This window comes from Caulobacter sp. GW821-FHT05F04 (assembly GCF_059419665.1).
In genome coordinates this window covers 113547-135769 of record NZ_JBWKSF010000001.1, presented here as the reverse complement: position 1 = coordinate 135769, position 22223 = coordinate 113547, and the positions used below count along the sequence as shown (strand labels likewise).

General features: G+C 68.1%; 18 protein-coding genes. 10 read left to right on the top strand and 8 right to left on the bottom strand.

The features are described from left to right. Window positions 1–57: 57 nt before the first annotated feature. From thiC to AC07R7_RS00710, 8 genes are all read left to right on the top strand, one after another. Complete coding sequence (thiC, locus tag AC07R7_RS00745) at window positions 58–1896, top strand: phosphomethylpyrimidine synthase ThiC (RefSeq protein WP_494633628.1); 1839 nt, start codon at window positions 58–60, stop codon at window positions 1894–1896. 70 nt (window positions 1897–1966) lie between these two features. Next, a complete protein-coding gene (locus AC07R7_RS00740) occupies window positions 1967–3037 on the top strand; it encodes an Acg family FMN-binding oxidoreductase (RefSeq protein ID WP_494633627.1) in 1071 nt (356 codons plus the stop codon). Between the two features lie 60 nt (window positions 3038–3097). Continuing rightward, window positions 3098–4486: a S41 family peptidase gene (locus AC07R7_RS00735; protein ID WP_494633626.1), complete on the top strand. Its 1389-nt coding sequence runs from the start codon at window positions 3098–3100 to the stop codon at window positions 4484–4486. 44 nt (window positions 4487–4530) lie between these two features. After that, window positions 4531–4884, top strand: a complete 354-nt coding sequence (locus AC07R7_RS00730; RefSeq protein WP_494633625.1) for a DUF1428 domain-containing protein — start codon at window positions 4531–4533, stop codon at window positions 4882–4884. A gap of 330 nt (window positions 4885–5214) precedes the next feature. Continuing rightward, complete coding sequence (locus AC07R7_RS00725; RefSeq protein ID WP_494633624.1) at window positions 5215–7950, top strand: TonB-dependent receptor; 2736 nt, start codon at window positions 5215–5217, stop codon at window positions 7948–7950. Between the two features lie 177 nt (window positions 7951–8127). Further along, complete coding sequence (locus AC07R7_RS00720) at window positions 8128–8514, top strand: hypothetical protein (RefSeq protein WP_492883704.1); 387 nt, start codon at window positions 8128–8130, stop codon at window positions 8512–8514. A 76-nt stretch (window positions 8515–8590) separates the two neighbouring features. Continuing rightward, entirely contained in the window at window positions 8591–8926 is a 336-nt protein-coding gene (locus AC07R7_RS00715; RefSeq protein ID WP_492834616.1) for a GIY-YIG nuclease family protein, read from the top strand. Then, a complete protein-coding gene (locus AC07R7_RS00710) occupies window positions 8926–9489 on the top strand; it encodes a DUF2239 family protein (protein WP_494633622.1) in 564 nt (187 codons plus the stop codon). The genes AC07R7_RS00715 and AC07R7_RS00710 overlap by 1 nt, the downstream gene beginning before the upstream one ends. Here AC07R7_RS00710 and AC07R7_RS00705 read toward each other — a convergent pair. The 3 genes from AC07R7_RS00705 to AC07R7_RS00695 form a co-directional block, all read right to left on the bottom strand. Next, on the bottom strand, window positions 9486–10553 hold the full coding sequence (locus AC07R7_RS00705; protein WP_494633620.1) for a ThuA domain-containing protein: 1068 nt from the start codon (window positions 10551–10553) through the stop codon (window positions 9486–9488). The genes AC07R7_RS00710 and AC07R7_RS00705 overlap by 4 nt on opposite strands. A gap of 7 nt (window positions 10554–10560) precedes the next feature. Then, window positions 10561–10947 carry a VOC family protein gene (locus AC07R7_RS00700; protein ID WP_492834610.1) on the bottom strand — a complete coding sequence of 129 codons (387 nt, stop codon included), beginning with the start codon at window positions 10945–10947 and terminating at the stop codon, window positions 10561–10563. Window positions 10948–11095: 148 nt separating this feature from the next. Further along, window positions 11096–12115: an SDR family oxidoreductase gene (locus AC07R7_RS00695; RefSeq protein WP_494633618.1), complete on the bottom strand. Its 1020-nt coding sequence runs from the start codon at window positions 12113–12115 to the stop codon at window positions 11096–11098. Window positions 12116–12263: 148 nt separating this feature from the next. On the opposite strand from AC07R7_RS00695, the gene AC07R7_RS00690 reads away from it, so the two are divergent. Continuing rightward, a complete protein-coding gene (locus AC07R7_RS00690) occupies window positions 12264–13658 on the top strand; it encodes an MATE family efflux transporter (protein WP_494633616.1) in 1395 nt (464 codons plus the stop codon). 121 nt (window positions 13659–13779) lie between these two features. Here the strand turns inward: AC07R7_RS00690 and AC07R7_RS00685 are convergent, their stop codons facing one another. The 4 genes from AC07R7_RS00685 to AC07R7_RS00670 all read right to left on the bottom strand — a co-directional run bounded on the left by AC07R7_RS00685 (window position 13780) and on the right by AC07R7_RS00670 (window position 19106). Then, on the bottom strand, window positions 13780–14676 hold the full coding sequence (locus tag AC07R7_RS00685) for a cobalamin biosynthesis protein CbiG (RefSeq protein ID WP_494633614.1): 897 nt from the start codon (window positions 14674–14676) through the stop codon (window positions 13780–13782). 133 nt (window positions 14677–14809) lie between these two features. Beyond that, the gene (gene mdoH, locus AC07R7_RS00680; RefSeq protein ID WP_494633612.1) at window positions 14810–16801 is read right to left on the bottom strand and encodes a glucans biosynthesis glucosyltransferase MdoH; all 1992 of its coding nucleotides are present in this window, start codon (window positions 16799–16801) and stop codon (window positions 14810–14812) included. Window positions 16802–17169: 368 nt separating this feature from the next. Beyond that, window positions 17170–18021: a 3-deoxy-8-phosphooctulonate synthase gene (kdsA, locus tag AC07R7_RS00675; RefSeq protein WP_494633610.1), complete on the bottom strand. Its 852-nt coding sequence runs from the start codon at window positions 18019–18021 to the stop codon at window positions 17170–17172. 59 nt (window positions 18022–18080) lie between these two features. Then, window positions 18081–19106, bottom strand: coding sequence for an NADP-dependent oxidoreductase (locus AC07R7_RS00670; RefSeq protein WP_494633608.1), 1026 nt, complete (start codon window positions 19104–19106; stop codon window positions 18081–18083). 115 nt (window positions 19107–19221) lie between these two features. Between AC07R7_RS00670 and AC07R7_RS00665 the strand changes: the two genes are divergently transcribed. Further along, complete coding sequence (locus tag AC07R7_RS00665; RefSeq protein WP_492883718.1) at window positions 19222–20139, top strand: Gfo/Idh/MocA family protein; 918 nt, start codon at window positions 19222–19224, stop codon at window positions 20137–20139. A gap of 9 nt (window positions 20140–20148) precedes the next feature. On the opposite strand, the gene AC07R7_RS00660 is transcribed toward AC07R7_RS00665, so the two are convergent. Next, window positions 20149–22116 (bottom strand): potassium transporter Kup, encoded by a 1968-nt coding sequence (locus tag AC07R7_RS00660; RefSeq protein ID WP_492834594.1) that lies wholly within the window; start codon window positions 22114–22116, stop codon window positions 20149–20151. Window positions 22117–22223: the final 107 nt, after the last annotated feature.

Genomic DNA, 22223 nt, shown 5'->3' with positions numbered 1-22223 from the left:
GTAAACCGACTCAAGCGCGCACGTCCGGGTCTCCTCGAAGCCGAAGGAGCGCCCGAAATGAACATCCAGACCACCATCAAGTCCGTGGCCGAGACCATCTCCACCGGCCCCATCCCCGGCTCGCGCAAGGTCTACCAGGCCGGCCAGCTGTTCCCCGACATCCGCGTGCCGTTCCGCGAGGTGGCCGTCCACCCGTCGGCCAACGAGCCGCCAGTGACGATCTATGACCCGTCCGGTCCCTACAGCGACCCGACCGCGACCATCGACATCGAGAAGGGCCTGGAGCGCACGCGCGAAGCCTTCGTCGTCGCCCGCGGCGACGTCGAGGTCGTCGCTGAGCCTCGCGCCGTGAAACCCGAGGACAACGGCTTCGCCCAGGGCAAGCACCTGGCTCCGCAGTTCCCCGCCATTGGCCGCACCATCTATCGTGGCAAGCCCGGAGCGCTGATCACCCAGTACGAATACGCCAACGCCGGCAAGATCACGGCCGAGATGGAATATGTCGCCATCCGCGAGAACCTGCGCCGCGAGCAGGACCGTCCGTGCGTGCGCGACGGCGAGGACTTCGGCGCCTCGATCCCGGACTTCGTGACGCCCGAGTTCGTGCGCCAGGAAATCGCCCGCGGCCGCGCCATCATCCCGGCCAACATCAACCACGGCGAGCTGGAGCCGATGGCGATCGGCCGCAACTTCCTGGTCAAGATCAACGCCAATATCGGCAACTCGGCGGTGCTCAGCACCGTCGCCGACGAGGTCGACAAGCTGGTCTGGGCCACGCGCTGGGGCGCCGACACGGTCATGGACCTGTCGACGGGCCGCAACATCCACAACATCCGCGACTGGATCATCCGCAACAGCAGTGTCCCGATCGGCACGGTGCCGATCTACCAGGCGCTGGAAAAGGTCAACGGCGTGGCCGAGGACCTGAACTGGGAAGTGTTCCGCGACACCCTGATCGAGCAGTGCGAGCAGGGCGTCGACTACTTCACGATCCACGCCGGCGTGCGCCTGCCGTTCATCCCGATGACCGCCAAGCGGGTCACCGGCATCGTCAGCCGCGGCGGCTCGATCATGGCCAAGTGGTGCCTGGCGCACCACAAGGAGAACTTCCTCTACGAGCGCTTCGAGGACATCTGCGAGATCATGCGCGCCTACGACGTGTCGTTCAGCCTCGGCGACGGCCTGCGTCCGGGCTCGACCGCCGACGCCAATGACGAGGCCCAGTTCTCGGAGCTGCGCACCCTGGGCGAGCTGACCAAGGTGGCCTGGAAGCACGGCGTCCAGGTGATGATCGAAGGGCCGGGCCACGTGGCCATGCACAAGATCAAGGCCAACATGGACGAGCAGCTCAAGCACTGCCACGAGGCTCCCTTCTACACCTTGGGCCCGTTGACCACGGACATCGCGCCTGGCTACGACCACATCACCTCGGCGATCGGGGCGGCGATGATCGGCTGGTTCGGCACGGCGATGCTCTGCTACGTCACGCCCAAGGAGCACCTGGGCCTGCCCGACCGCGACGACGTCAAGACCGGCGTCATCACCTACAAGCTGGCCGCCCACGCCGCCGACCTCGCCAAGGGCCACCCCGGTGCGGCCATGTGGGACGACGCCATCAGCCGCGCGCGGTTCGAGTTCCGCTGGGAAGACCAGTTCAACCTGGGTCTTGATCCGGAAACGGCCCGCAAGTTCCACGACGAGACCCTGCCGAAGGAGGCGCACAAGACCGCCCACTTCTGCTCGATGTGCGGTCCCAAGTTCTGTTCGATGAAGATCAGCCACGAAGTCCGCGACTTCGCGGCCGGCATCGCGCCCAACGACGCGGCGCTGGGGATGGCCGAGATGAGCGAGAAGTTCAAGGAACAGGGCTCGGAGATCTATCTGAAGACCGAATAGGGCGGGTTTGACTCACCGCAAGGTGAGGCAAGAGGCGGCGGCTACAGCTTGGGCTTTCGGAGCCGCCGCCATGCCCACCCGTCGCGCCCTGATCGCCGCCATGCCGCTGCTGGTCGCGGGATGTTCCGGCGGTGAAAGCCCCTACGACCGCGCGGTCCGGGACCTCTGGCGGCTGCCGGATCTGGGCGGCGGCGGCGTTCCGATGATCGCCCTGATCCATGCGGCGACTCTGGCCGCGAATGGACACAACACCCAGCCCTGGCGCTTTCGGATCGAGCCTCGCGCGATCGAGATTCTGCCGGACTTTTCGCGGCGGACCCCGGTGGTGGATCCGGACGACCATCACCTGTTCGTCAGCCTCGGCTGCGCCCTGGAGACTCTGCTGCAGGCGGGCCTCGGCTATGGCTGGGCGGGCGAGCCGGAGATTCTGCCCGGAGGCGGCGTCCGTATAGCGCTCTCCAGCGCGCCGGCTCGCCCGGACGCCCTGTTCCAGGCCATACCCCGCCGCGCATCGACGCGGACCAAGTATGATGGAAGACCTGCGGACGCGGCCACGCTCCGTCGACTTGAAGCCGCCGTGGGACAGGACGTGGCGCTTCGATGGGTGCTGGAGCCCGACGAGCGGTCTCGCCTGACGGACATGATCGTCGCCGGGAATAACGCTCAGCTCGCCGATCCCGCCTTCATGCGCGAACTCACCGACTGGATCCGCTTCGACGCCGGAGAAGCCTTGGCGCGACGGGACGGCCTGTTCACGGCCGCTTCCGGCAACCTCACGGCGCCGCGCTGGCTGGGCGAGCGGCTGCTGCCCATGGTCATGACGAAGAACGGCGAGGCCGATCGCCTCGCGGGCTGGATGAGGAGCTCGGCGGGCGCGGCGATCTTCACTGGTCCGGCCGAGACGCCCGCCAGCTGGATCGCCGTGGGGCGCGCCTTCACCCGGTTCGCGCTGACGGCGACCGCCGCGGGCTTAAAGCTGGCCTTCCTCAATCAGCCGGTCGAGGATCCGGCGACGCGCCGCCGGATGGCCGCGTGGCTGGGGGAGCCGGCCAAACGCCCGGATCTTGTGGTCCGCTTCGGCTACGGACCCGAATTGCCACGGTCCCTGCGCCGCGGCCCTCAGGCCGTTCTGCTCCGCTAGCGTCGGGCGTCGCGGCGATTTCACTGGCGCGGCGGCGGAGACGCCTCCACCGTCGCGCCCATGAAACGCTTGAGTCTTCTGGCGGCCGCCGCCGTTCTCGCCTTCGCCGCGCCGGCGCTCGCCGAAAGCCCGTTCTGGCCGGTGCAGGCCAAGGGCGCGCCGGTCGCGGCCGAGCTGCGCGGCGCCTGGAAATCGCGCGGCTACGGCTGGATCGTGCTGTTCGGCCCCGACGGCGCCCAGCTGTTCCAGACCGCTGGCGAGGCCTGCTACCCTGACCCGCGCCGGGAGCCCGATCCCGACGGCGTCATGACCCTCTGGCGCGCCGAAGGGCAGGGGACGATCACCCTGACCGGCAGTCAGGACGGCACGCGCTACCTGTTCGACAAGCTGCCCAACCTGCCAACGCCCTGCATCGCGGCGGCGGCCTGGACGCCGGACCGCATCGTCGCCTTCGCCGCCGACACCTTCGCCGCCTACTACCCGCGTTCGGTCGAGCGGAAGTTGGACTGGCCGGCGCGCAAGGCAGCAGCCCTGGCCCAGGTAGGCCCAACCGCGACCGACGCTCAGCTGTGGACGGCGCTGTCGGGCTTGATGGCGGGGCTCGACGACCCGCATGTCGAGCTGCACGGCATGGTCGCCGGTTCCCGGCGCGACCTGGAGCCCGGCGAGTCTCCGACCCTGAACCGTGTCCACGCCGCCGATCCGCAGGGCGACGAGAAGGCGTGGCTGCAGGCCTATCGCGAGGGGATTCTGACGGGGATCCTGCAAGGGCGCGGGCGACAGGCGGCCAACAACCGCGTCTTCTGGGGCCGGGTCGACGACATCGGCTATCTGAACATCGTGACCATGGGCGCCTTCGCCCGCAACGCCGCGCCGGATGATCCCCGGCCGCTGGATCCCGTGCTCGACGAGGCCATGGCCGCTTTCGCCGGGGCCAAGGCGGTGATTGTCGACGTCAGTAACAACCGCGGCGGCTACGATACCATCGGCCAGCGCATCGCCGGGCGCTTCGCCGCCCAGCCGCGCGCGGCCTACGCCAAGGTTCCTGTCGGGGCCAAGGCGCCGCCGCAGCCGGTCAAGGTCGAGCCCGCCAGCGCGGCCACCTTCACCGGGCCGGTCTATCTGGTCACCAGCGACATCACCGTCAGCGCCGGCGAGACCTTCACCCTGATGATGAAGGCCCTGCCCAACGTCACCCAGGTGGGCGCGACGACGCGCGGCGCGTTCTCCGACCAGTTGCCCAAGCCGCTGCCGAACGGCTGGACGATGGCGTTGCCGGCCGAGCTCTACAAGGGACCAGAGGGCCAGGACCTAGAGGGTAGGGGGCTGGTTCCCGACATCCCCATGGCCGTGTTCCCTGATGACAACCTCTCCAACGGCCACGCCAAGGCCATCACCAGCCTGATCGCGAAAATTCGAGAAGGGACTGTCGGAACGGCGGGTCGCTGAACGTCCTTGTCTCCGACAACGCCATTTGAAGCGGAGGAAACGTCATGGCCTATGTGGATGGTTTCGTGCTCGCCGTGCCGAAGGACAAACTGGACGACTACAAGGAGATGGCCCGGCTCGGGGCCGAGGTCTGGATGGAATACGGCGCGTTGTCATATGTCGAGTGCATCGGCGACGATGTGCCCTATGGCGAACTGACCTCGTTTCCGCGCGCCGTCCAGGCCAAGGAAGACGAGATCGTGATCTTCTCGTGGATCACCTACAAGGACCGCGCCAGCCGCGATGAGATCAACGCCAAGGTCATGGCCGACGAGCGTCTGAAGGCGGGCATGGCCAACATGCCGTTCGACGGCAAGCGGATGATCTATGGGGGGTTCCAGGCGTTCCTGGAGAGGTAGCACGTTCCGGTTGCGTCGCCGTGGTGAGGCTCCGCCGCGCGACGCCTCGAATCCGCCCGGCACGCCCCGTGCGACATGGTGGCGCGGTTTATTGCCAAGCTGCAATATCGTTTCGAAGGCAACACGGCGCGGCCGAAAATGTGACGATATTTCAATGCCTGAGCGCTCTTTGAGCGTCGGAAGACACACGAGTGTGCGCTTTATGGCGCATTGCCTTTTCTTAACGCCGGGGGGCGTTGCGGAGGGCGTCGCACCCCCGTAAGGAGCGGCAACCCAGCGTTGGCGCGGCCGAGCGTCGACGTTCCTGTCACTCGTGTTTTCGTGGGCCTAATGACCCTTTCGACCATCCTCCTGTATGGGCTGGCCTCGGCCGCGCTCGACCCCATGACCGCCGCCTCGGCCGGGCCGGCGATCCCCGTCTCCTCCCCGCCCGAGGCGGCCGCCGAGGCTGATCCGAAGAAGCCGCAGGTTAAGGACGACGGTCCCAATGAGGTCGAGGGCCTGGTCATCCAGGCCGATCCGCGCGGCAAGGTCGAGGGCAATATCGAGCCCGAGCTCGAGCTGAACGAGGAAGAGATCAAGAGCTTCGGCGCGGGCAGCATCGGCGAACTGCTGACCATGCTGACGCCCCAGACCACCAGCACGCGCGGCCGAGACGGCGGCGGCGGGCCGGTGCTGCTGATCAACGGCCGCCGCATCTCGGGCTTCCAGGAGATCCAGGGCATCCCGCCGGAAGCCATCGAGCGCTTCCAAGTGCTGCCCGAGGAGGTCGCGCTGAACTACGGCTACAAGGCCGACCAGCGGGTCGTGAACATCATCCTCAAGAAGAACTACAACGCCCTGCAGACGCAAGGCGCGGTCACGGTCGCCACCGACGGCGGCCGGGTCTCCGGCGGCGGTGGCGGCAACCGCGTGAACATCAACGGCGACAAGCGCTGGAACGTCGACGTCCAGTTGTCGCACGACCCTTATTTGCTCGAAACCGACCGCAACATCGGCCGCGCGCCGAACGGCCAGCCGTTCGACCTGGTCGGCAACGTCGCCAGTCTCAACGGCGCGGCCCTCGACCCGACGATTTCCGCCAGCTTCGCGGGCGCGCCGGACTCGGCGGTGAACGGCCGCGCGCCGCTGGCCGACTTCGGTCCGCTGGCCGGCCGCTACAATACCGGCGACCTGACCGCCAGCCGCTCGCTGATCTCCAAGTCCGACAAGGGCACCTTCCGGGGCTCGATTAGCCGCGACCTCAACAAGCAGACCCAGCTGACCCTCAGTGGCAACCTGGAAGACTCCAGCAGCCACGCCCTGCTGGGCCTGCCGGGCGTGAGCTTCACCCTGCCGGGCGGCAGCCCATTCTCGCCGTTCTCGCAGGCCGTGACCGGCTATCGCTACATCGACGCGCCGGGCGCCCTGTCGCGCGACGTGGACACCCTGCGCACCCAGGTCAGCATGGCCGCCAACGGCCGGGTCAAGGACTGGCGCTGGAACGTCACCGGCGACTTCGACCGCACCAACACCGACACCGAGACCGGCCGGGGCCTCGACGCCTCGGCGTTCCAGGCGGCGGTGGCGGCGGGCGATCCGACGGTTAATCCGTTCGGCGTGATCGCGCCCAGCCTGTACAAGGCCGTGGCCCCGGACACGGCCCACTCGATCTCGACCGCGGCCAGCGCCGAGCTCGTCCTGAACGGCAACCTCTTCATGCTGCCGGCCGGCGGCCTGCAGACGACGTTCAAGGTCGGGGCAAACAGCAAGGGCCTGAACTCGGAGACCGTCCGCTCGGGCGTCACCACCAAGCGCGACATCACCCGCACGACGGAGAGCTTCCAGAGCAGCTTCAACCTGCCGATCACCAGCACGCGCAACAACGTTCTGGCCAAGCTGGGCGACCTCTCGGCCAACGTCAACGCCGGCTATGACAACCTGTCGGACCTGGGCGGACTGACGACCCTGGGGGGCGGCTTCAACTGGTCGCCGATCAAGCCGATCAGCTTCATCGCCAGCTACACCGACGAAGAGGGCGCGCCCACGACCAACCAGATCAACGATCCGCTGGTGGTCACACCGAACGTCTCGGTGTTCGACTTCACGACCGGCCAGACGGTGATCATCAGCCGCACCGACGGTGGCAACGCCAACCTGCTGAACGACAATCGCCGGGTCAGCAAGTTCGGCGTCAACTACAAGCCGTTCACCAGCATCGAGCTGACCTTCAACGCCACCTACACCCGGGCCGAGACCAAGAACGTGATCGCGTCTTTCCCCGCGATCACGCCGGACCTGGAGCGCGCCTTCCCGGATCGTTTCGTGCGCGACGCCTCGGGCCGCCTGTTGTCGATCGACGCCCGGCCGGTGAACTTCGCCAGCGCGCAGAACGAGAACATCCGCTGGGGCTTCAACCTGTTCAAGGCGGTCGGCAAGCCGGCGCCGGGCTCGGCTGGCGGTCCCGGAGGGCGCTTCGGCGGCCCGGGCGGCGGCCCGCCCGGCGGCGGCATGATGCGCGTGGGAGGCGGCGGTCCTGGCGGTCCCCCGGGCGGCGGCGGCATGATGGGCCCGCCTCCGGGCATGATGCGTCCAGGCCAGGGTCTGTTCCAGCTGTCAGTCTATCACACCTGGCGCCTCAGCGACGAGATCACGGTGCGCAAGGGGATGCCCGTTCTGGACCAGCTGGACGGCGCGGCGATCAGCGCCCGCAACGGCCAGGCGCGCCACGAGGTCTCGATCCAGGGCGGCTACTTCAAGGACGGCCTGGGCTTCCGCTTCAACGGCGCCTGGAAGGCCTCGACCTGGGTCGACGGCGGCTCGACCGGCGGCCAGACCCTGTACTTCTCGGACCTGGCGACGCTGGGGGTGAACCTGTTCGCCAATTTCAGCGCGCCCGCGCGCAAGCCGATGGTCGACAAGTTCCCGCTCCTGAAGGGCGCTCAGCTGTCGCTGAACTTCGAGAACCTGTTCGACTCCAAGCAGTCGGTGCATGACCAGAGCGGCGCGACGCCCCAGGCCTACCAGCGCGACTATCTGGACCCGCTGGGCCGGACGGTGCGCCTGGGCTTCCGCAAGCTGCTCTAGACCCTAGGGCTTGGCCGGGGCGGCGTCGCCGTCCTTGGCCAAGCCGCAGGCGGCCTAGCCAGTGCGATCAACCTGCGCGTCAGTCCATAGGTCACATCGTGGTTCAACGCGTCATTAAACTCTCAAGCGCACGCTTCCAGCTAGAACGGCCGGCTCTCGGCCGGATCGGAGGCCGTCATGGCGACCATGACTTCCAGCACCCGCCGCACCGGCGACCACTTCGAGCCCACCGACGCCGATCCCCTGGTCCAGCGCCGCCTGCGTGGGTATCTGGAGCAGATCGACTACACCGCCTACGCCTCGAACAGGGCGGTGCTGGGGGCGACCGTGCCGAACGCCGACGCCGGCCGCTTCCAGCGTCTGGCCGTGGCCACCGCGACGGCTCGCGCCAAGTGGGTGGCCGAAGCCGCGTCGATGGCCGAGGCCAGCGCGTCGCTGTCCGAGGCCCAGGTCGCGCGCCTGGCCCACCTGAGATCGGCGTATGAGGAGCTGGTGGCGGTCTACGAGGCGACCCGGCGCCTAGTCGAACGGGGCTACGTGCCCTTCCGCGCTCCCGAGGTATAATTATCCGGGCAATATTGACTTAACATTTTATCCGGGTAAAAGACGCGCAAGGCGGTTCGCCTCCGGAGAAGATTGCATGTCCGACCGCAAGGCGCTGCTGCGCGAATACAAGGAACGCAAGGTCGAGGCCGGTGTCTACGCCGTGCGCTGCGTCCCGACGGGCGAGGTCTGGATCGGCGTCGCCCCCGACCTGTCCAACCGTCAGAACGGCGTCTGGTTCTCGCTGCGGCTGGGCTCGCATCGCGAGAAGAGCCTGCAGGCCGCTTGGAACGCCCATGGCGCGGACGCCTTCGTGTTCGAAGCGGTCGAGGCGGTGGACACCGAGGGCCTGGAAGGCTCCATGCGCGCCTCGAAGCTCAAGGACCGTCGCGCCCACTGGATCGCGACGCTGAACGCCACGGGGCTGAACTGATGTCTGTCGCCGCCGGCGAAGAGCCCTATGTCGTGTTCCATGGCCAAACGCGCATCGCGGTCGGCTCGCGCCTCGACGCGGCCCTGGCGGCCCAGAGGCTGATCGGCGAGGCGGGGGTGCTGATCTTCGACCCCACGGGCCGGTCGGTGGACTTCGATCTCGGCGGCGGGCCGGACGCCCTGGCCGCGCGTCTCGCGCCGCCGGAGGAGACGCCGCGCGGCCGTGGCCGGCCCAAGCTGGGCGTGGTGGCGCGCGAAGTGACCCTGCTGCCCCGGCACTGGGACTGGCTGGCCGCGCAGCCTGGTGGGGCTTCGGTGGCGCTGCGCAAGCTGGTCGAGGCCGCGCGACGGGCCAGCGAGGGGCCGGACCGCATCCGCGCCGCCCGCGAAGCGGCCTACCGCTTCGCCTCGGCGATCGGCGGCGACCTGCCGGCGTTCGAGGAGGCCATGCGCGCCCTGTTCGCTGGCGATGACGCGGCTTTCGAGGCGCGGATCCAGGCCTGGCCGGAGGATATCGCCGCCCAACTGCGGACCTACGCGGCCGAGGCGTTCGGGGAGGCTTAGCCGCCGGACTTCGCCACGACCTCGTCCAGCACGGCCTTGTACGCGGCGTCGAACGGAGCCTTGTCGCTGTCGGGCTTGGCGGGCCAAAGCGGTCGCAGGGCGGCCGTGCGGGCGGCGGCGTCGCGCAGCCAGGCCGGATCGGCCTTGGCCAACCTGGTCAGGCGCGCCTCGATCTCGGCCTTGGGGCGATTGTCATAGGCCAGCAGCGAGCGCAGGGCCCACAGAGCCTGCTCGTCCGGATTGGGCTTGGCCGCGCCAGGCTTGCAGTGGGCGGTCCAGCGCACGGCGTCCAGGATCTGGGCGCGATAGAGCGGGTCGTTCCAGGTGCTGGGCGTATGGCCCAGGTTGGTCTGGAACAGGCGACCCTTGCCGATCTGGCGCGTCCAGGTGATCGGCACGAACCATGGACGCTTCAGGGCCATGTCGGTGAAGTCCAGCGCCTGCAGGGCGCGGACCTTGGTTGGGTCATAGTCCGAGTACTGATAGATTTCCTCGGCATAAGGGAAGCGGTCCGGCCAGGCGGTGTTGACGGGATCCTTGCCGCCCCCCGCCTTCTGACCGAGCGCCTGGACGGTGATCGGCGTGCCCTGGGTCCAGGGATGGCCGGCGAACTTGCCGTTGATGAAGGCGGTATAGGTCTGGCCGGGGCCGCTGTAGTCCCAATGGGTGTCGGTGGCGCTGTGCAGGCCCACGAAGCCGCCCTTGCCGCTCTCGACCCACCGCTGCACGGCGGCCCAGTTCTCGGCGGAGATTGGCAACTCGCCGGTCGTGTAGAAGATCAGGACGTCGACCTCCTTCAGCCTTTCGGGCGTGATCACGCGCGCGTCCTGGGTGGACTCGACGGTGAAGGCGCCGGTCCTGGCCCCGATCTCGGCCAGGGCGATCTCGGATTGCGTCGGGCCGTTGCTGTTGGCGGGACGCGTGACCGGCTTGTGCACGAACCCGACAGACTGATCGAGATAGAGCACCCGGATCTTGGCCGGCGCCGCGTGGACGGCGATAGGGGCGGCCATCGAGACAGAAAGCGCGGCGACCGCCGCGAACAGAGGCAGCAATCGGCGCATCGTCGTTTCAGTCCTTGGGTTGCAACAGGTCCCAGCGATTGCCGGAAAGATCCTCGAACACCGCCACCGTGCCGTAGGCCTCGTGGCGGGGTTCCTCCAGGAAGGTGACGCCGGCGGCGCTCATGCGGGCGTGGTCGCCGGCGAAGTCGTCCGTGTGCAGAAAGAGCCAGACGCGTCCGCCGCCCTGGCGGCCGATCGCCTCGGCCTGATCGCCGGTGGCGCGGGCCAGCAGGAAGTTCGTGCCGTCGCTCCCGGGCGAGACCACGACCCAGCGCTTGCCGTGGCCCATGTCGGTGTTCTCGACCAGGGTGAAGCCCAGCTTGCCGACATAGAAGGCGATGGCCTCGTCATAGTCGGCGACCAGCAGGGAGACGAGGGCGACGCGGCGGGCCATTTGCGACTCCTTTTGGGGAGCCAAGCCATAGCACGGCCGGCGGGGCAGTCCTCTTCCTTAGACAGGCTCAGGATGAGGACTGGCTGCTACGGCGGTTCACGAGAACCTCATCCTGAGCCTGTCGAAGGAAGAGGTTCGGTTGTGAGGCCTAGCCGCCCGCATAACCGCCGATGATCGGCAGGATCTCGCCGGTGATGTAGCTGGCCGTCTGGGGCGAGGCCAGGAACACATAGGCCGGCGCGATCTCTTCCGGCTGGGCGGCTCGCCTCATCGGGGTCTTGGCGCCGAACTGGGCGACATCGGGTCCCAGCTTGTCCGACGGGTTCAGCGGGGTCCAGACGGGGCCGGGCGCGACGGCGTTCACGCGGATGCCCTTGTCGATCAGATGCGTGGCCAGTGAGCGGGTGAAGGCGTGGATGCCGCCCTTGGTCATCGAGTAGTCCAGCAGGTCCTTGTTGCCCAACAGGCCGGTCACCGAGCCGGTGTTGATGATCGAGCCGCCATTGGGCAGATGCTTCACCGCCGCCTTGGCCATGTGGAAATAGCCATAGAGGTTGGTGCGCAGGGTGCGATCGAAGTGCTCCTCGGTCAGGTCCTCGAAGTCGAGCACATGCTCCTGGAAAGCGGCGTTGTTGACCAGGATGTCGAGGCGGCCGAACGCGGCCACTGTCCTTTCCACGGCCGCCTTGGCGTAGGCCGGGTCGGCGACATCGCCGGGCAGCAGGATGGCGCGGCGGCCTTCCTGCTCGACGGCCATGCGGGTCAGGTTGGCGTCGTTGTTCTCGCTGAGATAGCCGATGGCGACGTCCGCGCCCTCGCGGGCGAACAGCACCGCCACGGCGCGGCCGATGCCGCTATCGGCGCCGGTGATCAGGGCCACCTTGCCCTCCAGCTTGCCGGAGCCCTTGTAGAACGGGGCGTCGTACATCGGGGCAGGATCCAGCGCGGCCTCGTCGCCAGGCTTGGTCTGATGCTGTTCGGGGTACGGCGGAGCGGGGTAGGGGCGAGCGCCGGCCTGCATGGCGTCGCTACGCTTTTTGTCCTTCGCATCGTCCTTGGACTGGAAGGAACGTTCCTCCTCGGCGTCCAGCGGGGCCTGGATCTCGCGATAGGCTTTGGCGACCTGCTCGCTGGTGTGCTCGAACTCGGGGGTCTGGGTCTCGGCCATGGCGCGTTCCTCAAGGGCTGAGCCCGAAGAACCGTTGGCCGCGTCCGATGTTCCAAGCCTTGCCGAAAGCGGGTTGCCCACAAATCGAGCATGAGCCACTTTGCGCGCCTTTCTTTGACACCCACCTTTTTGACTTGGGGTGACGACCATGCCGCGCGACGCGGCCGGAACGGCGCTCTTCTCTGAGCGCCCGCGCGGCCCCATCCTGACCGACCTGCTCGAACTGCTCCGCCTGGCGGGGCCGGTCGTGCTGTCGCGCCTGGGCATCATGGTCATGGGCCTGACCGACGCCATCGTCGTCGGCCATTTCTCCGCGAGGCAACTGGGCTTCCACGCCATGGCCTGGGCCCCGACCTCGGTGTTCGTGACCGCCACGGTCGGCCTGCTGGTCGGGGTGCAGGTGATGACCGCCCGCGCGATCGGCGCCGGCAAGCCGCACGAGACCGGCGCGGTGCTGCGGCGCGGTCTCAGCTACGGCGCGTGGCTGGGCGTTGGCTCGGCGGCGCTGCTGGCCCTGTTCGGGCCCTTGTTCCTGCACGCCATGGGCCTCAAGGACGGACTGGCCGACGGGGCGACCGCGCCGCTGATCGTCTTCTCGCTGTCGCTGCCGGTCTATGCGATCTCGGTGGTGCTGACCTTCTGGCTGGAGGGCCTGGCGCGGCCGACGCCGGGGGCGGTGATGATGTGGCTGGCCAATGTCGTGAACCTGGCCGCCAACCTGCTGTTCGTGCCCGGGACCTTCGGCCTGCCAGCCATGGGTGCGGTCGGCGGCGCCTGGTCGACCTTCGTGGCTCGCACCGCCCTGGCGATCGCCCTGGCGATCTACGTCCTGCGCATGAAGGACTCCCGCGAACTGGGCGTTTTCGACAAGCCGGCCCACAACAAGGCCGCCGAGATCGAGCAGCGCAAGATTGGCTACGGCGCCGGGGCGTCCAATTTCTTCGAGGTCTCGGCCTTCGCCGGCATGAACCTGATCTGCGGCTGGATCGGCAGCCTTGCCGTGGCCGCCTACACCGTGGTGCTGAACGTCTCGGCCATCGTCTTCATGGTCCCGCTGGGCGTGGCGACGGCCACCGCCGTACAGGTCGGCCGGGCCTATGGCGCGCGCGACCCGGAAGGCATGAAGCGGGCCGGCTGGATCGCCTTCGCTGTTATCGCGGTGATCGGGACGCTGTTTGGCCTTCTGCTCTATCCGGCCAAGCACTGGGTGGCGCTGGCCTACACCACCGACCCGGCGGCCATGACGCTGATCCTGCCGGCGATGGCGTTGGCCTGCCTGTTCTTCGCGCCCGACGCGGTGCAGGTAGTGGCCGCCCAGGCGCTACGGGCGCGCGGCGAGGTGTGGATCCCGACTGTGACTCACCTGATCAGCTACGCGCTGGTCATGGGCCCGCTGGCCTGGTGGCTGGCGATCCCGCGCGGCATGGGCCTGAACGGGGTGCTGATCTCGATTATTATCACCAGCTTCCTGGCCGCCGGCTTCCTGCTGTTCAGGTTCCGGATGCTGGACTGGCGGGATCGGAGGCTGGCGGAGACCTCATAATTCTTGTCATCCCGGCCGTAGCGAAGCGGAGAGCCGGGACTCAGGGGCCAATGGCAGGGCGGTTGCCCCTGGGTCCCGGACAGCCTCTTCGAGGCTTCCGGGATGACAAGTTTAGGGCGGCTTAGGCCCCGAGGATCCAGCCTTCTTCGGTCGAGGCGGCTTCCAGCGCGTCCTCGGAGAGGCCCTTCGGCGCGTCGAACAGCGCTCCCAGCTTGCCGGCTTCGTCCAGCTTGGCGAAGTGTTCGGCCAGGGTGCGCACCTGGGTCAGGTCCTTGACCTCGCCCGGCGCGGCCGTGATCTTCAGCAGCGACGGATAGACCTCGGCCGCCACCACGGCGACGCCCTCGAGGTCGGCCTCGGTCAGGGCCTTGAAGCCGGTCTCGAACGGCCACACCCGCACGGCCTCGCCACGCGCATCCTTCAGGCGGCGCACGGCCGGGATGCCCATGATCGCCTGACCGCCGACCGAGCCGTTGTAGTAGAGCTTCCAGATCGAGTGAGCCCCTTTGGCGGCTTCGTCGGCATGGCGGAACTCCGGCAGGTCGCCTTCGCCGTGCTCGCGCGGGCGCTTGGGCTGCAGGGTGGTCAACGCGTCCTTGGGCGGGCAGCCCCAGAACGGGAAGGGGCCGCCGGTCAGGCGACGGTTGATCTCCGAGCCGACGCCGAAACGGTTGTTGGTGTTGTCGGCCTTGTCCTTGACCATCTTGGCCAACTGGTCCCAGACCGCGCGCCAGGGCGTTTCGCCCGGCAGCGAGAGGGCCTTGGAAAGCCCGCGCGGGAAGCCTAGCGGGAAGTCGAAGCCCACCAGGGCCCGCTCGCCGCGCTTCTTTAGGTCGTCCAGAACGGCCGCCAGCTTCGCCTCGGCCTCGCCACGCGTGGCGGGGTTGTAGCTCTCGAAGATGAGACGGAAGCGCACGTCGCGCTTGAGCACGCCGATCCAGATGGAGTCCGCGCCCGTCGTCGGCTTGGCCGCGGCGCTCCAGTCGACGATCACATAGGCGCTGAACAGACGCGACACGATACGCGGCTCCCCGGGAAGGACAGGAGCCGCGCTTCTACTCCGGCGCGAACCCCACGGCCAGCCCGCCGCTAAGCCCAAAAGAAAAAGAGCCTGTCCTTTCGGACAGGCTCTCGGGCGTTTGAGCGGAGGATCAGGCCGCGTCGCGGATCCGGGTGGTCGGGCCGATCGGGCGACCGTCGCGGGCGAACCAGCGGATCGGCGGCTCGCAGGCGCTGCCCAGGGCCGCGCGGACGATGGCCGGCGGGCGGCGTTCTTCCGGCGTCATGAACAGGCCGTTGGTCTTGACCTTAAGGCCGGCGACCTTGTGGGCGCCCAGCATGGTCAGCGGCACGGCCAGGACCAGGCCCAGCAGGATCGGGGCGGTCGAGGTGAACAGGTCCGGGGTGAACCAGAACACGCCGCCCAGGATCAGGCCCGTGACGCTGATCCAGCCCATGGCGGCGGTGGCCTCCTTGAAGGCGACCTTGTCGGCGTCGCGGCGCTGGGTGGCCCAGCCGCCGACCTTGCCGGCCATGATTTCCACGATGGCGCGGGTCTGGGTGAACATCAGCATCGGGGCGACGAGCGCCGAGAGCAGCATCTCGACGGCCAGGCCGGCGGCGACGCGGCGCTTGCCGCCAAAGCCCTTGATCTCGGCCTTGCGGCTGAAGACCAGGATCGAGCCCATGATCTTGGGGCCGAACAGCAGCAGGAAGGTGATGATCATGGCCCAGGCTGTGGCCTGGATCTCGCGCCAGTCGATCAGGGCGTGCGCCGCGGCCTGCAGGTCGGCCATGGTGAAGGCGGCCTTCTTCAGCTCGGGCATCAGGGCGCGCGAGGTGATGCCGGCCGTCAGGGCGATGAACCACAGCGGCGACAGGGCGTAGCTCAGCACGCCGATCACCAGGTGCAGGCGGCTCATCCAGTGCAGGCCGGGCAGGGCGATCAGCGGCACGTGCTGAACATTGCCCCGGCACCAGCGGCGATCGCGCGTGGCGAAGTCCAACAGGTTCGAGGGGCTCTCCTCGTACGAGCCTTCGAGATAGGGCGCCAGGTGGACGCTCCAGCCCCCCCGGCGCAGCAGGGCGCTTTCCAGGGCGTCGTGGCTCATCACCTCGCCGCCGAAGGGCTTGGGGCCATTGAGGTGCGGCAGGCCGCAGGTCTCGGCGAAGGCGCGGGTGCGGACGATGGCGTTGTGACCCCAGAAGGAGCTCTCCGAGCCCGACCACCAGGCCAGGCCCGTCCAGGCGACGCGGCCGTACAGGCGCGTGGCGAACTGCAGGGTGCGGGCGAAGATCGTCTGGCCGTTGATGATCATCGGCATGGTCTGGATCAGGCCGGCGCCCGGGTGACGCTCCATGGCGTCCGCCAGGCGCACCATGGCCTCGCCGGTCATCAGGCTGTCGGCGTCCAGCACCAGCATGTGCTCGTAGGCGCTGCCCCAGCGGCGCACCCAGTCGGCGACATTGCCGGCCTTGCGGCCGGTGTTTTCCTTGCGGACGCGATAGAAGACGTTGCTGTGGGCCTCGCGGCGGAAGCGGGCGAAGCAGGCCTGCTCGGCCAGGGCCACCTGAGCGTCGCGGGTGTCGCTGAGCACGAAGATGTCGAAGTGGCGGCTCATGCCCGTCTCGGCGATCGAGGCGTCCATGGCGCGCAGGCGGGCGAAGACGGCGGCGGCGTCCTCGTTGTGCACCGGCATCAGAATGGCCGTGCGCGTGTGCAGCTTGGGCATCGGGGCCTCGCCGTCGATGCCAAGCGGATCCTTGGGCTTGCCCAGCAGGATCACGAAGCCGGCGACGGCGGTGCAGAACCACAGCGACAGGGCCAGGAACAGCGGGGCCAGCAGGGTCAGGACCACGCCTTCCAGGCGGGTGACGCCGCCCAGGGCGATGGTATCGAAGGTGGCCTTCCAGCCGGCGAAGCCCATGGCGATCGTCGCCAGCGCCACGATCCAGCGGCGGAAGGTCATGTCGGCGACCAGGGCGGCGGCGCGGCGCGAACCGCCCTGCCAGAAGCCCAGCGGCTGAACCGGCATGGCTAGCGGCGCCTCGGCGGGGATTTCCACCGTCTCACGGCGAACGACCTGATCGAGGGTCACGCTCGTTGAGGAGCGCACGTCGAAGAGGCTGGAGCGATCGCTCATGTCTTGGAACTCGGGCTGTTTCGGCGTGGAGAGCGCCGACTTCCCTTAGAGTAAAACCTCGATCACAAATTCGCTACCGGAAATCACGCGAATTTCGCAGTTGCGAGAAAAAACCTCCGCCACGGTTTGGAGTCAGGATGCTCGCCCGTCCGGGGAATTTCAATAAGTCATTGAATTTGGGGAATTTCAGTGGTGGAGCGCAAGCTTGGCTATTGGAAATCCGTTCGCAAGCTTGGCCGCGCGGCTTATCACGTTCACCCCTCACGGGAGCGCCTTCGAGCGCCGATTTGCCGCTGAAAGGCGCATCGCCGCGCGGGATTTCGGACCCTGGGCTCCGGATTCTCACGCGCGATCACGGAGCCGCGAGGTCAGGCCCGCACGACCTCATGCAGAACCTTCAGCGTCTTCAGCAGCGCCGCCGCGCCGTCCAGCGGCAGGCAGCTGGGGCCGTCGCAAAGGGCCTTGTCCGGATCGGGGTGGAATTCCAGGAACACCGCGTCGGCGCCGGCCGCCACCGCGGCCTTGGCGATGATCGGCACGCCGGAGCGGCGGCCGCCCGTCGAGGCGCCGCCCGTGCGGGGGTCAGCGCCCGGCAGCTGCACGGCGTGGGTGGCGTCGATCGAGACCGGCACGCCCAGGGCCTGCATCTCGGCGATGCCCAGCATGTCGACCACCAGGTTGTTGTAGCCGAACGAGGCGCCGCGCTCGCACAGCACGATCTCCAGGTCCGGCGCGGCCTCGCGGGCTTTGCTGATGATGTTCTTGCAGTCCCAGGGCGCGATGAACTGCGCCTTCTTGGCGTGCATGATCCCTTGCTGGGCGGCCGTGGCCTTGGCGGCGGCGACGATCAGGTCGGTCTGGCGCACCAGGAAGGCGGGGATCTGGACCAGGTCGGCGACGGCGGCGACCGGTTCGGCCTGGTCGACCTCGTGCAGGTCGGTGGCGATCGGTACGTTCAGCTGACGCTTGACCTCGGCCAGGATCTTTAGGCCCTCGGTCAGGCCCGGACCGCGATAGCTCTTGATCGACGAGCGGTTGGCCTTGTCGAAGCTGGCCTTGAAAATATAGGGCAGGCCCAGCTCGGTCGTGACCGCCTTCAGTTCGCGGCCGACCTCCAGCGCCAGGTCCAGGTTCTCCAGGACGTTCAGGCCCGCGATCACGGCCAGCGGCTGGCCGTCGCCGATCGCGATGTTCCAGCGCTTAAGGTGGGCGACGGGCATGGGAATCTCCAAGGGCGTAGAGGCGAGGGCCGCATCTACGCCCAGGAGCGGGGCGGGAACTAGCCCAGTTTCACCAGCATCTTGCCCATGTTCTCGCCCGAGAACAGCTTGATGAAGGCGTCCTGCGCGCGTTCGACGCCGTCCTCGACGGTCTCCTTCCAGGTGATTTTCCCGGCCTTGATCCACTCGCCCATGTCCTTGGCGAACTGCGGATAGAGGTCGTAATGGTTGGAGACGATGAAGCCTTCCAGGCGCAGGCTCTTGCCGACGGCCAGGATGATGTTGGACGGACCTTCGGCCTTACCGGTCTCGTTGTATTGCGAGATCATCCCGCACAGGGCGAAGCGGGCGAACGGGCGGGCCGAGTTGATGGCCGCCTCGAGGTGGATGCCGCCGACGTTCTCGAAATAGACGTCGATGCCCTTGGGGGCGACCTTGGCCAGTTCGGCGACGACGTCGGGGGTGGCCTTGTAGTCGATGACGTGATCGACGCCGATCGACTTCAGGAACGCGACCTTCTCCGGGCCGCCGGCCGAGCCGATGACGGTGTGGCCCTTCAGCTTGGCGATCTGGCAGACCACCGAGCCCACCGCGCCGGCGGCGGCCGAGACGAACACCACGTCACCGTCCTTCAGCGCCGCGATGCGCAGCAGGCCGACATAGGCGGTCAGGCCGGGCATGCCGGCCACGCCGAGGAAAGCCTGGGGCGGCACGCCGTGGGTGTCGATCTTGGTGATCGCGCCCATGCCGGCGGCGGCCAGCGCCTTGGGGTTGGCGTTGAACGCCTCGCGCCAGCCGAACATCGAGTTGACGATATCGCCCGGCTTGAAATCCGGATCGTTGGAGACGATGACCTCGCCGATCGCGCCGCCCTGCAGGGCCTGGCCGATCTGGAACGGCGGCACATAGCTGGGACGATCGTACATGCGGCCGCGCATATAGGGATCGACCGACATCCAGAGGTTCCTGACCTGGACCTCGCCGTCGCCCGGCGCGGGCAGCTCGACGGTGGCCAGGTCGAAGTCGGAGACCTTGGGCACGCCCACGGGACGGCTCTTCAGGCGAATTTCGCGCGACGTGGTCATGGTCTTCCTCCAGCGGCTCTTGGCGAGCGTTGCTAATTTAAACGGATGTTTAGCGCGTCCTTACGGAAGGCTCCAGTGCTTCTAAGCGTCGCCGAAGCGGAGTAGACAGCGGGCCATGACCCAGACTCTGAAAGCGGGCGTCGTCGGCGCCGGAGTGTTCGGCGGCTATCACGCCAAGAAGTACGTCGAGCTGGACGGCGTGACCCTGGTCGGCGTGTTCGACATCGACCTGGCGCGCGCTCAGGCGCTGGCCGAGCCGCTGGGCGCCCAGGGCTTCGACGACATGGACGCTTTCCTAGCCGCCGTCGACGTGGTCACGGTCGCCGCGCCCGCCGTCCACCACGCCGAAGCGGCGCTGAAGGCGCTGAAGGCGGGCAAGCCGGTCTATTGTGAAAAGCCCCTGGCCGTGACGCCCGAGGACGCCGACCGGATGGTCGCCGCCGCCGCCAAGGCCGGGGTCCCGCTGGCCTGCGGTCACCAGGAACGGGTGGTGTTCCAGGCCATGGGCCTGCTGGACATTCCCGAGCAGCCGCTGCGCCTGGAAGCCGTGCGACGGGGTGTGCCTTCGGACCGCAATCTCGACGTCTCGGTGGTGCTGGACCTGATGATCCACGACATCGATCTCGCCCTGGCCCTGTGCGAGGCCCAGCCCATGACCGTGGACGGCGAAGGGGGGATCACCCGCTCGACCTCGCTCGATTGGGTGAAGGTCGAGGCGATGTTCGAGAACGGCTTCATCGCCGTGTTCGACAGCTCCCGCGTCGCCGAGGCCCGCGAGCGGACCATGAAGGTCGTCTACCCGTCGGGCGAGGTCGAGATCGACTTCCTCACCCGCGCCTTCCGCAACACCACGCCGTTCCCGCTGATCGAGAACTTCACCGAGACCCCGGCCGGCAAGGACCCCCTGGGCCTGTCGGTCGCCGGCTTCCTCGCGGCCGTGCGCGGCGAGGCCCCGCGTCCGGTCGTGACGGGCGAAGAGGCCGCCCGGGCGCTGGACCTGGCGCTGGCGGCGGAGCAGGCGGCCGAGGGCTGACCCGCCCCGCTACAGGCTGACCTGAGCCCCCAGCTCCACCACCCGTCCCGGCGGCAGGTGGAAGAAGGTGGTGGGGTCGGCCGCGTTGCGGGTCAGGAAAGTGAAGAGCTTACGCTTCCAGGCGGGCAGGGCGTCGGCGGCCACCGACGGCACGATCGTGCGGCGGCTGACGAAGAACGACGTGCTCATGATGTCGAACTTCAGGCCCTGCTTGCGGCAGGCCGCCAGGGCCTGCGGGATGTTCGGGCTCTCCATGTAACCGTAGCGCACGGTGACCAGCGAGAAGCGGTCGTCGAGGGTCTTGATTTCGATGCGCTGGTCGTCAGGCACATAGGGCGTGGTCTCGTTGACGACCTTCAGCAGCACATTGCGCTCGTGCAGGACCTTGAAGTGCTTGAGGCTGTGCATCAGGGCCGGCGGCGTCGTCTCCGGGTCCGAGGTCAGATAGACGGCCGTGCCGGGCGTCGCGGCGGCCGGGCGGCGGGCGATCATCTCGCGGAAGTCGGCGAAGGGCAGGCCGTCCTTGTTGAGTTTCCTGCGCAGGCGCTCGGTGGCGCTGACGAAGATCGACATCAGCAGGCACAGACCCGCGCCCAGGGCCAGCGGGGCCCAGCCGCCGGTCAGCACCTTCAGCAGATTGGCGACGAAGAAGGTCAGGTCCAGAGCGAACAGCGGCACGATCAGGGCCAGGGCCGCCAGCAGGCTCCAGTTCCAGACGTGGCGCACGACGATGTAGGCCAGCAGGGTGGTGACCACCATCGTGCCGGTCACCGAGATGCCGTAGGCGTGCGACAGGGCGCTGGACGAGCGGAACGACAGCACCACCAGGACGACGCCGACGAACAGCAGCCAGTTGATCGGCGCGACATAGATCTGGCCGGCCTCGGTGGTCGAGGTGATCTTGATGTCCATGCGCGGCAGGAGGCCCAACTGGATCGCCTGCTGGGTCAGGGAGAACGCCCCGGTGATCACTGCCTGGCTGGCGATGACGGTGGCGACCCCGGAGAACAGCACCAGGGCCAGTCGCCATTGGTGGGGCGCCAACTGGAAGAACCAGTCGGCGTTCGGCAGGGCCGTTCCCGCGGCCTCGGCGGCGGTCAGGGCCTGTGAGGCCAGGGCGGCCTGGCCGAAATAGTTCAGGGCCAGCATCGGCAGGGCCAGGCCGAACCACGACATCTGGATCGGGCCACGGCCGAAATGGCCCATGTCGGCCGTTAGGGCCTCGGCCCCGGTGACGGTCAGGAACACCGCGCCCATGACCAGGAAGCCGGTCAGCCCGTGATGGGTCAGGAAATAGATGGCGTAGGTCGGCGAGATCGCCGTCAGCACGCTGGGATCGTCCTTAATGTGCCAGACGCCCAGGGCGCCCAGGCACAGGAACCAGCACACCATGATCGGACCGAAGACGCCGGCCACCTTGGCCGTGCCCTTGGCCTGGAAGGCGAAGAGGGCGGTCAGGATCACCAGGCTGGTGACGATCACCTCCTGGGCGCCGAACCAGCCGGAGAAGCCGCGCACCGACTTCAGGCCCTCGACCGCCGATAGCACCGAGATGGCCGGGGTGATCACGCCGTCGCCATAGAACAGCGCCGCGCCGATGGCGCCGAGGGCGAAGATCAGGCCCGTGCGGCCCTTGGCGCCCTGCTGGGCCAGGGCCATCAGCGACAGCACCCCGCCTTCGCCCTTGTTGGAGGCGCGCATCAAGAACAGGACGTACTTGACCGTCACGACCAGGATCAGCGCCCACAGCGCCAGGGACAGCACGCCCATGATCTCGGGACGGACCAGGCCATCGCGGGCGGCCTCCTCCAGCGCGTCGCGGAAGGCGTAGAGGGGGCTGGTGCCGATGTCGCCGAACACGACGCCCACGCTGCCCAGCGCCAACGGCCAGAAACGCGACGCCGCGTGGCCGTGGTTGGGAGCTTGAGTTGTCGGGGTGGCAGAGTCGGACGCGGCGAGGGGGTCTTTACCCGCCATGCAAGCTCGAAGCTCCAAAGCGCCAGCTCACGGCCGGCGGCGGCGATTTACCCTCGTCGCCGCGTCGCAGCAATCAAAATTCGACGGATCGGCGTTTCCGTTGCCAT